This window comes from Sulfurovum sp. TSL1, from assembly GCF_019972135.1.
GTDB lineage: Bacteria > Campylobacterota > Campylobacteria > Campylobacterales > Sulfurovaceae > Sulfurovum.
Genome location: NZ_BPFI01000001.1, coordinates 352,448 through 364,986, shown reverse-complemented (window position 1 = coordinate 364,986; position 12,539 = coordinate 352,448). Strand labels below are relative to the sequence as shown.

General features: G+C 40.9%; 12 protein-coding genes. 11 read left to right on the top strand and 1 reads right to left on the bottom strand.

Going from position 1 to position 12,539, the window contains the following annotated elements:
* The first annotated feature begins 159 nt into the window (after positions 1 to 159).
* From LDM98_RS01845 to LDM98_RS01825, 5 genes are all read left to right on the top strand, one after another.
* A complete protein-coding gene (locus tag LDM98_RS01845) occupies positions 160 to 615 on the top strand; it encodes a DUF1104 domain-containing protein (protein WP_223897637.1) in 456 nt (151 codons plus the stop codon).
* A gap of 25 nt (positions 616 to 640) precedes the next feature.
* Positions 641 to 1,966, top strand: a complete 1,326-nt coding sequence (locus LDM98_RS01840; protein WP_223897636.1) for an APC family permease — start codon at positions 641 to 643, stop codon at positions 1,964 to 1,966.
* An 80-nt stretch (positions 1,967 to 2,046) separates the two neighbouring features.
* Positions 2,047 to 3,189, top strand: a complete 1,143-nt coding sequence (locus LDM98_RS01835; protein WP_223897635.1) for a porin — start codon at positions 2,047 to 2,049, stop codon at positions 3,187 to 3,189.
* A 9-nt stretch (positions 3,190 to 3,198) separates the two neighbouring features.
* Entirely contained in the window at positions 3,199 to 3,483 is a 285-nt protein-coding gene (locus LDM98_RS01830; RefSeq protein ID WP_223897634.1) for a cytochrome c, read from the top strand.
* A gap of 127 nt (positions 3,484 to 3,610) precedes the next feature.
* On the top strand, positions 3,611 to 5,695 hold the full coding sequence (locus LDM98_RS01825; protein ID WP_223897633.1) for a multicopper oxidase domain-containing protein: 2,085 nt from the start codon (positions 3,611 to 3,613) through the stop codon (positions 5,693 to 5,695).
* Between the two features lie 22 nt (positions 5,696 to 5,717).
* On the opposite strand, the gene LDM98_RS01820 is transcribed toward LDM98_RS01825, so the two are convergent.
* On the bottom strand, positions 5,718 to 6,146 hold the full coding sequence (locus LDM98_RS01820; protein ID WP_223897632.1) for a DUF2202 domain-containing protein: 429 nt from the start codon (positions 6,144 to 6,146) through the stop codon (positions 5,718 to 5,720).
* A gap of 322 nt (positions 6,147 to 6,468) precedes the next feature.
* On the opposite strand from LDM98_RS01820, the gene LDM98_RS01815 reads away from it, so the two are divergent.
* The 6 genes from LDM98_RS01815 (at position 6,469) to LDM98_RS01790 (ending at position 12,535) form a co-directional block, all read left to right on the top strand.
* On the top strand, positions 6,469 to 7,356 hold the full coding sequence (locus LDM98_RS01815) for an MBL fold metallo-hydrolase (RefSeq protein ID WP_223897631.1): 888 nt from the start codon (positions 6,469 to 6,471) through the stop codon (positions 7,354 to 7,356).
* A gap of 267 nt (positions 7,357 to 7,623) precedes the next feature.
* Positions 7,624 to 8,529: a protoglobin domain-containing protein gene (locus tag LDM98_RS01810; RefSeq protein WP_223897630.1), complete on the top strand. Its 906-nt coding sequence runs from the start codon at positions 7,624 to 7,626 to the stop codon at positions 8,527 to 8,529.
* Positions 8,530 to 8,695: 166 nt separating this feature from the next.
* The gene (locus LDM98_RS01805) at positions 8,696 to 11,017 is read left to right on the top strand and encodes a heavy metal translocating P-type ATPase (protein ID WP_223897629.1); all 2,322 of its coding nucleotides are present in this window, start codon (positions 8,696 to 8,698) and stop codon (positions 11,015 to 11,017) included.
* Positions 11,018 to 11,131: 114 nt separating this feature from the next.
* A complete protein-coding gene (locus LDM98_RS01800; protein WP_223897628.1) occupies positions 11,132 to 11,719 on the top strand; it encodes a superoxide dismutase in 588 nt (195 codons plus the stop codon).
* Positions 11,720 to 11,778: 59 nt separating this feature from the next.
* Complete coding sequence (locus LDM98_RS01795) at positions 11,779 to 12,102, top strand: iron oxidase oxidoreductase (protein ID WP_223897627.1); 324 nt, start codon at positions 11,779 to 11,781, stop codon at positions 12,100 to 12,102.
* A gap of 133 nt (positions 12,103 to 12,235) precedes the next feature.
* Positions 12,236 to 12,535: an iron oxidase oxidoreductase gene (locus LDM98_RS01790; RefSeq protein ID WP_223897625.1), complete on the top strand. Its 300-nt coding sequence runs from the start codon at positions 12,236 to 12,238 to the stop codon at positions 12,533 to 12,535.
* The last annotated feature ends 4 nt before the right edge of the window (positions 12,536 to 12,539 follow it).

Here is a 12,539-nt window from a genome sequence, read left to right as displayed (position 1 = left end):
ACACATATAATGCACACATACGTGCTATCCTGCGAAGGATGGAGGTAGATAATATGTCATCAACAATACATCAGCGTCAAATTTATGAGTAAGAAACAATATGTTGACGGGATCAAGCCTGTCCAATCATGACATAATTAACATAAAAAGGAAAAAATGATGAAATATTTAATCATAATCACAGCTATGATCGCTTCACTTTATGCGATAGATTTTACACATATGAGTACTGAAGATATGATGCATATGCGTGGAAGTGTACCTATGGAACAGAGAGATGACTTTAGAAAAGAGATGCAAAAACGTATGCAATCCATGACACAGGAAGAGCGTCAAAAATACGGTATGCAAGGTAAGGGCATGATGGGTGGTCAGGGCATGATGGGTGGTCAAGGCATGATGGGCATGGGCAACCAGGGAATGATGGGTGGCCAAGGTATGCATTGCTGTTGTTGCTGCTGTTGTTGCCAGAGCATGATGAACAATCGTTGTATGATGGGAAAAAAAGGCATGGACAACCAGGATATGAAGCAAGGTAAAGGTATGAAACAGGGCCAAGGCATGAAATGTGGTGGTCAAGGCATGATGGGCAATCAAGGTATGATGAACAAATAAATTCAATAATTAAACAGAGAGTAGTATGAAAGATCATTCAAAACACGATAGATCTACCAAATATAAAGAAAGCAGTATGACACTTGTCGGGGCTGTATCAATGGGTACAGGCGTGATGATAGGTGCAGGTATTTTGGCCCTTACTGGGCAAATTGCCGAGCTTGCAGGTTCACTGTTTCCTCTTGTATTTCTTGTGGCTGCTGTAGTCACTGCATTCAGTGCTTATTCCTATGTAAAAATGTCCAATGCCTATCCGTCTGCCGGTGGTATTGCGATGTTCTTGGAAAAAGCCTACGGAAAAGGTATTAAGACAGCTGTAGGTGCACTTTTGATGTACTTTTCCATGGTCATCAACGAAAGCCTTGTCGCACGTACTTTTGGTACCTACACCACTCAGTTATTTGATATTGATCCTAATAGCTGGATAGTTCCGGCATTAGGTGTTGGTCTATTGATTTTTGCCTTCCTGCTTAACATTTCCGGAAATCGAATAATCGGACTCTTTTCCTTACTGATGGCTCTTATAAAAATTGGCGGTATCATTGTATTTTCACTCGGTGGTTTATGGGTTGCCGGTTTTTCATTTGAAAACACTTCTGTAAATATGACAGATACATCTCTTACTGGGTTCATAGCATCAATGGCCCTGGCTATTCTGGCATATAAGGGGTTTACCACGATTACCAATAGCGGTTCAGAAATTGTAAACCCACATAAGAATGTCGGACGTGCCATTATCATTTCTATTGTGATATGCGTAGTGATCTATTTTTTAGTCGCTATGGCTGTGGCAGCAAATCTAACGTTGCCGGAAATCATCCATGCAAAAGATTATGCACTGGCTCAGGCAGCACGACCTGCATTTGGTAATTATGGTTTATGGTTTACTGTAGCCATAGCGATTGTAGCTACTATATCAGGTTTGATCGCAAGTGTGTATGCAGTATCGCGTATGCTTGCTATGTTGACTGAAATGAAGCTTGTACCACATAGTCATTTTGGTATGCCTGGGGACATCCAAAAGCATACATTGGTCTATACTGTTGTCATTGCTATATGTCTGACGATATTTTTTGACTTGAGTCGGATCGCATCACTGGGGGCTATTTTTTATATCATTATGGATATTGCTGTTCACTGGGGTGTTTTCAGGTATTTACGTAAAGAGATCCATGCTAATGCATTTATTCTGATATCTGCGATCATATTTGATGTCATAGTACTTGGTGCATTTCTTATGATAAAAGCATCCACGGACATCATGATAATTTATGCTGCATTGATAGGGATCTTGTTCATACTTATAGGCGAAAGTATATTTTTAAAAAAGTATAGAACTGAAGAACTTTAACGTTCTTATCAATCTAACAACTACACACATACTGCACATAAAATTTTTATAATTAAATCTTATACATCAAGGAGTATTGTATGAAAAAGTTAATGATTGGCGTTGTACTAAGTACGATGATGACATCAACACTATTAGTGGCAGAAACACAAGATGTTGATATAAAACAGCTGCGTGAGGATGTAGACGCCTTGCAACTAAGAGATAAACAAATGCAAAATAGCTTTGAAGATCATTCAATGTCTGCATTCCAATTGGCAGGCTATGCATCTTTTGACTTTGTAAATGAAGAAGATGACGATGGTTCCTTCTCTGAGGTTAAGTTTTCTCCTTTATTACTCTACACATATGGTGATATCTTTTTGTTCGAAGCTGAAGTAGAGCTTGAGATCAATGATGAAGGTGAAACCGAAACGAACCTTGAATATGCTGCAGGTACATTCTTTATCAATGATTATATGGGGTTACAAGTAGGTAAGTTCCTATCACCTATAGGACAGTTTGTACAAAACCAACATCCTTCCTGGATCAATAAACTTCCAAGTGCACCGGTCGGCTTTGGACATGACGGGGCAGCACTCTCTTCTAATATCGGTATAGCACTTCGGGGTGGTTTGCCAAAGATAGGAGAGATGCGAAGTAATTATGCTATCTTTGTGGCAAATGCACCGACCTTTGGTGTAGCAGATGATGGTGATGTGATCATTGATACAGAGGCTAAAACAGACGTGAGTGATGCAAGTATGACCATTGGTGGACGTTATGCTGTTAATCCTTTGGGAAATATGGAAATTGGCGTTTCTTTGGCAACTGGAGAAGTTGAAGAGGAACTCCCCTCAGAAGAAACTGTTGCCCGTGATTACGATGTATTTGGGGCAGATCTAATGTATAACATTGATGCGCTCAATTTAAAAGCTGAGTATATACAACAAAAAATTGGTGAGAATGCTTTGAGTACATTAGAGGGTGGCACATGGAAGGCATGGTATGCCCAGGCAGCCTATCAATTTTCATCGGTGAAACTTGAACCCGTCGTTCGTTACAGTGAGTATCATAATCCTGAGGCCGATCGCAACCAGTGGGCATTTGGATTGAACTATCTTTTTACGAACACTCTTCTTGCCAAAGTTGCATATGAGTTCAATGAAGATGAAGATGATACAGCAATTGATTCACATGCAAATAACGATCGTTTCCTTGTACAGTTTGCAATTGGTTTTTAGGAGAACAAGATGAAAAATATATTAAAAATAACAACAATAACGATGCTATTACTTGCTGCAATGGGCACAGCTTCTGTAGCAAATGAAAATACCAGTAATATTGAAAATGGTGCACAACTTTGGGCTGATACTTGTATGCGTTGTCACAATTTACGTACCCCATCAAGTCTTAGTAAAAGTAAGTGGCCGATTTCTATGAAGCATATGCGTGTTCGTGCCGGACTTACAGGACAAGAGGCAAGAGACATTTTGGCTTTTATTTTAGCTTCTAAAAAGACAAAAGATACAAAGTAAAAATAGAAGTGTGCATAGATGATGCGCACTTCTATAAGAAAAACGATTCATGAGACTTTGTTTTAAGTTACACAGGCACTACACACTTTTGTATTATCCTGTTTCATGAACGTTAGAAGGGGATGTTATGAAGCAATTACTGCTATTATTCACTCTACTGAGTACTCTACTTTCAGCCAAAGATGTATACTACGATCTTGTAATAGAGTATAAAACTGTTAACTTTACGGGAAAAGATGTAGAAGCCATGACCATCAATGGAGGCATTCCCGGTCCAACCATTAAAGCGGAAGAAGGAGACTGGGTTAACATTAAAGTGACAAACAAGATGGATGTTGACACTTCCATCCATTGGCATGGTATTCTGTTTCCTGGACGTAATGATCAGGATGGTGTTCCCTACCTTACAACTCCCCCTATAAAAGCACACGGCTCGCTTACATTCCGTTTTCCTCTGATACAGTCCGGAACATACTGGTATCATTCCCATACAGGGCTTCATGAACAAAGAGGAATCTATGGCTCTATCATGATCCAACCGAAAAAGAAACGGTATAAAGTAGATAAAGAACTGGTTCTCCTTCTCTCGGACTGGACCGATGAGGATCCCGAAGAGGTCATGAGAACACTCAAACGCGGCAGTGAATACTATGCCATCAAAAAAGGTTCTGTACAATCACTCTGGGGATTCATTCAAAATGATGCTGTGGGTAATATGCTTACCCAATGGAAAAACCAAATGCCCGGTATGGATATATCTGATGTCTACTACGATGCTTTCCTTATCAATGGGAAACAGAGCAGTACTTACAAGGCAAAAGCCGGAGAGAAGATACGGTTACGGATCATCAATGGTTCTGCCTCCACCTATTTTTATATGCAATATGCAGATGGACCGTTGCGCATTATCTCTGCTGATGGTGTAGATGTTAAACCTTTTGATCAAGATAAACTTCTTATCTCTGTCGCAGAGACGTATGACGCTATTCTCACTGTACCAGAAGACGGTGCTTTTGAACTGAGAGCCACAGCACAGGATGGTTCAGGAAAAGCTTCTATCTATATAGGCAAAGGAGAAAAGGTATCGGTCAAAGGGGTACCCAAGCCAAATTATTATGCGATGAAATGCGCCTCTTCGATGTCATCCATTGGTAAAGCGATCGGTGGTAGCAAAACAATGAAATGCAGCGGTGGGAAGTCGACAGCTGGTATGAAGTGCGGTGCTTCCATGAATATGAATAAAATGGATATGTCATCAGATCAAAGACCGCTTACCCCTTATGCAAAACTCGAAGCACTGGAAGATACCACACTGGATACAAAACGGCCATGGAGAGAAGTGCATCTTACACTCAATGGTGATATGCGCAGGTATATCTGGAGCTTTAACGGCAAAATACTGAGCGAAGAAGACAAAATATCTATCAAAAAAGGTGAGAATGTACGTTTTATTTTCGATAACAAGACCATGATGCACCACCCTCTGCATTTGCATGGGCATTTTTTTCGTGTAGTCAACGAACATGGCAGTCGTTCACCGCTGAAACATACCGTAGACATACCGCCTTTGGGAAAGAGTGTTATAGAGTTTGCAGCCGATTATGAGAAAGACTGGCTTTTCCACTGCCACTTTCTCTACCATATGATGTCAGGCATGACACGTGTCGTCAGCTATGATACACCGAAAAATGAAGAAGAACAAGCCAGTTACGACAGGTTCCTCGAAGAGTTTGACAAGTGGTACTTCTGGGGTAATATGCTGGCACTTGACAGTATGAATGAAGGATTACTTGCAGGTGCAAGCGGAAAGAACAGTTTGATCGCTTACTGGGAGAGTGATTATGACAAAGAGTATGATACCTATTTCGTTTATAACAGGTATATAGACCGCTTCAGTTCCTGGTTCGCTGGTGTAAGCATTGCCGACAGAGAAAACGATAAGACACGTGCGATCATCGGATATAATTACCTGCTTCCCGGTCTAATCGATACAATGTTATGGGTGGACAGCAAGGGAGATGCGCGGATATGGTTCATTAAAGAGATCATGTTGACCAACAACACAGGCTTGGAACTAGAATATAAGTATGATACAGAACTCAAAAGTGAATGGTCGGCCACTTTGGATTACCGTATCAATAAACAATTCAGTATAAGTGCACGTTATCACAATGATACAAAATGGGGTGCGGGGATACGGTGGTTTTTCTAGCACCCAATGATCGATGACGGTCTTAACGTCCTCGGCCCTGACCTTGACCTCCTCCTCTTTCGACACACCGCTGGAACGCAGGAAGATGGTTTTCAACGGATGCTCTTTGTAATTGCTTGAGCACATCATAAATATCTGGGTGATCTACTGTTAACGAAAGCAGTCTGTCATACATTTCGCCATTTTCAATTTCCGCTTCTACTCCCACCTGACAGGCTTCCTGAATGGTGCGAGGTGCTTCAGTACGTGAAGCCCAATCATCTTCCGGAACTTCGATGCCATATTTATCGAACAAAGGCAGCAGGGCCTGAATATGCCGACCCTCTGCCTCAATGATATTAATAAATGGACGTATCTCGCCGAATTTATTGATCACATGTTGATAGGTTGCAAGTGCCTTGTATTCATCATTGATCGCTTCTATAAGCACATTTTTTATGGTTTCTGACATAGTGTTCCTCCTGCAAATTATTCACCTAACTATTTGTTAGGGGAAGATAATAATTTTTCATTTTATCAGTATACCTAAAATGTATGATTCATTCTAAAAGTATGTAAATTTCTGCACATTTTTAGTATACGACGAGAAGGACGTTGGGAACGAGACCGGATTATATTAGATTTGCCTATGCATTCCACCTACGGAGAGGCAGAACGAGAAAAACATATTCTTCATCATCTTACTCCTTCAAGGTACACAAATTTTACACATATTGAGTATATACTCTTTTCTATGTAGCTTCTATGCAATCATATTAAAACAGGAAAACAACTTGAAAAAACTCTTTTTAATTCTTTTACTTAGCCCTCTACTACTTTTAGCACAATCCTCAGTTACCCTACAAGTACTTGGATCTGGTGGCCCAGAAAGCGGAGACAAGCGTGCCTCTTCCTCTTACGTCATATGGATAGACGGTAAAAGTAAAATACTCATAGATTTTGGTGGAGGCGCCTCTTTACGTTTTGAAGAAGCAGGTGCCCGCATTCAAGACTTGGATCTCATCTTGCTCACACATCTACATGTAGATCACACAGCAGATCTTCCTGCCCTGTTAAAATCATCTTTTTTTACAGGAGCCTCAGGAAATTTACAACTCTTTGGACCTGATAAAAATAAATTTATGCCTAACACTAAAATATTTGTAAAAAGGCTCTTTGAAAATGATAAAGGTGCATGGCAATATCTCGAAGACCACTTAGATGGTTCTGCGAGACTACAACTCAAAGCACATAACATTAAAAAAAGTAAAAAAGAATCAGTGGTCTATAAACAAGGTGACATAAAAATTACTGCAGTTAGTGTACATCATGGTCCTATACCTGCTATCGCATATAGAGTAGATATAGGTAAAAAGTCTATCACATTCTCTGGCGATATGAATGGGGACTACCACACACTTGAAAAACTCGGTTTTAAAACAAATATCTTAGTCATGCACAATGCTGTACCTAAAAATGCAAAAGGAGTAGCCGCACAACTACATATGACACCTCTTATTATTGGTGAGATAGTAAGAAAAGCGAAAGCAGGATCTGTCGTTATCTCACACAGAATGCTTAGAACTTTGGGGAAAGAAGAAGAGACAAAAAAAGAAATACACAAAAATTATAAAGGTAAAGTCACCTTTGCAAATGACAGAAGTCGCTATAAGATCAAATAGAGGGAGTGTAAATCTAACTGTGTAAATTCTAAAAAGTAGATTTATTTGATACAGTAGTCAAGTAAATTAATTTAAAAGGATTTACATATTGGAATTAAATGGGACGGGTTGATTTTTCTTTGTTCACTTTTACTTATAAAGTCATATAATTTAAAATATTTATTATTCAAAGACATTTTTGATATACTCTACCTACTATTACTAGTGCAACAGAGGAGACTTTGCTCCTTCAGCCGTTCTATATTTGCACCAGAAAGGGTCTTCATGATGAATGATTATAAAAGCCTTAAAGAGCACTACCGGTTCACACCAGAGGAAGAAGAGGGCTTAAAAGCACTTCAGCCTAAAATGGCTGCCATTGCAGATACTTTTATAGATGAATTTTATGATTATATCTGGGGGTTCGGTAAAACGGCCCAGTTTTTGAAAAATAAAGAGATCATTGATAACCATAGAAAAAAGATCAGAGAATGGTTTATCAACCTGTTTAGCGGTAAGTATGACCTGCCGTACTTTTTATACCTCTATAAGATCGGTGAAGTACATATGAAGATCGGTCTACCCACGCATTATGTCAATTCTGCTTTTACCTTTGTCAGAACCTTTGTACTCAAGCACATCGAAGAAGACTACGACAATAAAGAAGAACACATTAAAGTGATCAATGCTGTTGAAAAGATCATAGATATGAACCTTGACTCTTTAACAAGTTCCTACAGAGAAGAAGAACTGGGAAGATTTCTCTCTTTGTCCAAGATCGAAAAAAAGATCTTAACCGGACTGAAAGAGTTCAACTCATATATCAATTATTTTTTGGCGGCTGCGTTGGCCATCGTTGCTTTTTTTTCTATAGGCCTTTTTTTATATGACATTTATCTCTTACTGTTTACGGATGTGAAGATAGAAGAAGGTATCTTGACAGTGCTTGGAAGCCTGCTTGTCCTATGGGCAACGATCGAGCTTATCCATGAAGAGATAAACCACCTTCAGGGCAAAGGTTTTGCCATAGGTGCGTTTATCATGCTGGCTATGGCAGCCCTCATCAGAAAAGTACTGATATACTCTCTCTCTTCTGAAAAAGGGGAAGAGCTGCTCATTATAGGCGGAGTGATAGTCGGACTGGCCATTGCTTACTGGCTTGTAGGTGCAAAGAAAAAACATCTTCGGTCCTGACAAAGCATACCAAAACATACGATAAAAAGGACGATCGTTGATAAATAGATACTTTCCCCTCTCCTATTTCCTTGAAATCAGCCAACTCACATCTGCACGTACAATACACACTTATATGATAGCATAGACAAAATGACTGTAAAGATAGTAATCAAAAAGGAAAATGATGAAAGAGACTCACAAAGATGTGGTGTGTGGTATGGATGTTTCAGAGGATTCCAAATATCAAAGTGCCTATCATCATGAGACCTACTACTTCTGCAGTGAGCAGTGCAAAAGCAAGTTTGACGCCTCGCCAGAGACCTATATTCATCCAAAAGAGACAGATGATGCAGTGACCTGCCCTGAGGGCAGCTGTGACATAAGCCCGGGTGTGACACAATACACCTGCCCCATGCATCCGGAGATCATCAAGGATGGACCGGGAAACTGTCCTATATGCGGTATGTCACTGGAGCCTGTGATGGCTGCCCAAGAAGAAGAGAACATTGAACTCACGTCAATGACACAGCGTTTTTGGTTCTCTGCGTTCCTGGCGCTTCCTCTTTTTGTCTTGGCGATGGTAGCAGATATGATGCCTTCACTGCTGCCGCAAGAACTCTCAACAAAAACATTATACTGGATAGAGTTTGCTTTGGCGACCCCTGTAGTGCTTTGGGGAGGCTGGCCTTTTTTTGTCAGGGCTTGGCACTCTGTAAAAAGTTGGAACCCCAATATGTTCACGCTCATCGCGCTCGGTGTCTCCGTCGCATGGACCTATAGTGTAGTGGCCTTGCTTTTCCCCACCATTTTCCCGCCACAGATGCGCTCAACGGAGGGTACGGTACATGTCTACTTTGAAGCAGCAGCGGTGATCACTGCCTTGGTGCTGATGGGGCAGGTACTGGAGCTTCGGGCACGTTCAAGAACCAATGAAGCCATTAAAATGCTTCTCAGTCTTGCACCCAACACTGCCACGCTCATTCATCCTGACGGATCGGAAACGAGGGTCTCTACACAAGAGGTTAAAGTAGGTGACAAACTGCGTATCCGTCCCGGAGAAAAGATACCTGTGGACGGTATCGTACTGGAAGGAGCGAGCCATGTGGATGAGTCTATGGTAACGGGTGAGCCCATCCCTGTCAATAAAGCATCAGGCATGAAACTAATAGGTGCCACGATCAATGGCAACGGTACACTTGTGATGGAGGCAGAAAAGATCGGTGCAGATACCCTGCTCTCACAGATCATCGATATGGTCGCCAAAGCACAACGTTCACGAGCACCTATACAGAAACTCGCAGACCTTGTCTCCTTTTATTTTGTACCGACCGTAGTGCTTATATCTATTCTGACCTTTATTGTATGGTATTTTGTCGGACCAGAGCCCAGATTGGCATACGCACTGGTATCTGCTGTAGCTGTTCTGATCATAGCCTGCCCCTGTGCCTTGGGTTTGGCAACACCTATTTCGATCATGGTGGGTACGGGGAAAGGAGCCACTAACGGGGTACTGATCAAAAATGCCGAAGCGTTGGAGATCATGGAAAAAGTAACTACTCTGATCGTCGACAAGACAGGGACATTGACAGAGGGTAAACCTAAACTGATTACCATAGAAACAGCCGGAGATATAGAGAAAAATGATCTGCTTCAGTTGAGTGCTTCTCTTGAACATGCAAGTGAACACCCTATCGCTCTATCCATTATGGAAGAAGTAGACGATCAAAAGATACCATTGCTTGAGGTGAAAGAGTTTGACTCCATCACCGGTCAGGGTATCAAGGGGGTTGTCAATGGACATGCAATGGTGATAGGTAACATACATCTGTTTGAATCTTTGGAGATCGATACAAGCAGTTTGAAAGAGAAGGCTGAATCTTTAAGAGATGACGGTGCAACTGTGGTACTGGTCGCCATAGATGATGAGATCGCCGGCCTCATTGCCGTGGCAGACCCTATAAAAGAGACGACAAAAGATGCCATCAATGCACTGCACAAAGATGGACTGAAAGTGGTAATGATGACAGGAGACAACCTGACCACAGCCAATGCTGTTGCCAGAAAACTCGGTATTGATGAAGTGCATGCGGATGTACTCCCCGAAGGCAAAGCAGACATCATCAAAACACTGCAAGACCAGGGCGAGATCGTCGCCATGGCAGGAGACGGGATCAATGATGCCCCTGCACTGGCGCAGTCCCATGTAGGTATCGCTATGGGAACAGGTACCGATGTTGCTATGGAGAGTGCGGGGATCACGCTTGTTAAGGGTGATTTAAGAGGTATCGTCAAGGCAGTGCATCTTAGCCGGGCAACCATGAAGAATATCAGACAAAATCTCTTTTTTGCCTTTATTTACAATACTTTAGGTGTGCCTGTCGCCGCAGGCGTGCTCTACCCTTTCTTTGGCATTTTGCTCTCTCCCATGATCGCAGCTGTTGCAATGAGTTTCTCTTCGGTATCGGTGATCATGAATGCATTAAGATTAAAAAATAAGAAACTCTAAATATACGACTTTTTTTATCTATAACACAAAATTACACGCAGACTGCACACACTCTGGACTACTATATAAGAGTAATAAAACAACTCAATAAGTGAGTATTTAAAAGGATCAGGAATGACACACAATTTAATGAAGTTACCGTTTAAGATGGATGCGTTGGAGCCACATATTTCTAAAGAAACACTAACGTATCATCATTGCAAACATCATCACGGATATGTCGAAAAACTGAATACATTGATTGAAGGTACGGTCTATGCGGACATGGAGCTTGAAGAGATCGTCAAAAAAGCAGATGGCGGTATATTTAACAATGGTGCACAGGTCTTTAACCATAATTTTTATTGGAATAGCATGAGCGAGAAAGAAACCTCACCCTCTAAAGAACTCTTGGATTTAATTGAACGTGATTTTACTTCTCTGGAGTCATTTAAAAAGAAATTTTTAGAAATGGCCGCAGGTTTGTTCGGTTCGGGCTGGGTATGGCTGAGTATAAATGAATCAGGCACTTTGGTCATAGAATCATTTTCAAATGCCGGTAATCCACTTCTTTTAGATCATACACCGCTACTTACCTGTGATGTATGGGAGCATGCTTACTATATAGACTATAGAAATGCCAGAGCGGATTATCTTGAAAAATGGTGGGAGCTTGTGAACTGGGACTTTGTATCGGAAAATCTGGCAGCATGTACAAAATGATGTCCTATGAAGTGACAGAGTAGGACATCCCAATCATTCTAACACGTAAAGGAGCCATCATGAAAACATCAAGAAGAGATTTTTTCAGATTTATGTCTACACTCGGGTTGGTGAGTTTTTTCACTACACCCCTCAATGCTAAGACAGCTAAAAATATCGTCAAATATCAATCAACACCAAAAGATGGGGATTCATGTAAGACATGTATACACTTTATCCCTGAGACCAATGAGTGTAAAACAGTGGAAGGAAGTATTGACCCCAATGGCTGGTGTAACATTTACTTCAGAGATCCTCAATATAAAGAAGTAAAAGCAGAAGATGATAATCAGACCAGTGATACCGATGATAATCAGACCAGTGATACCGATAATGCAACTTGATCTTGTATTATGTGTAAAGTCACTGCTTTTCTGATCAGGAGCTTAAATTATGACCTTGGAACAATTGAAAATGATGTCCTATAAAGTGACAGTGTAGGGCATCCCAATCATTCTAACACATAAAGGAGCCATCATGAAAACATCAAGAAGAGATTTTTTCAGATTTATGTCTGCACTCGGGTTGGTGAGTTTTTTCACTACACCCCTCAATGCTAAGACAGCTAAAAATATCGTCAAATATCAATCAACACCAAAAGATGGGGATTCATGTAAGACATGTATACACTTTATCCCTGAGACCAATGAGTGTAAAACTGTGGAAGGAAGTGTTGACCCCAATGGCTGGTGTAACATTTACTCCAGAGATCCTCAATATAAAGAAGTAAAAGCAGAAGATGATAATCAGACCAATGATACCGATAATGCAACTTGATCTC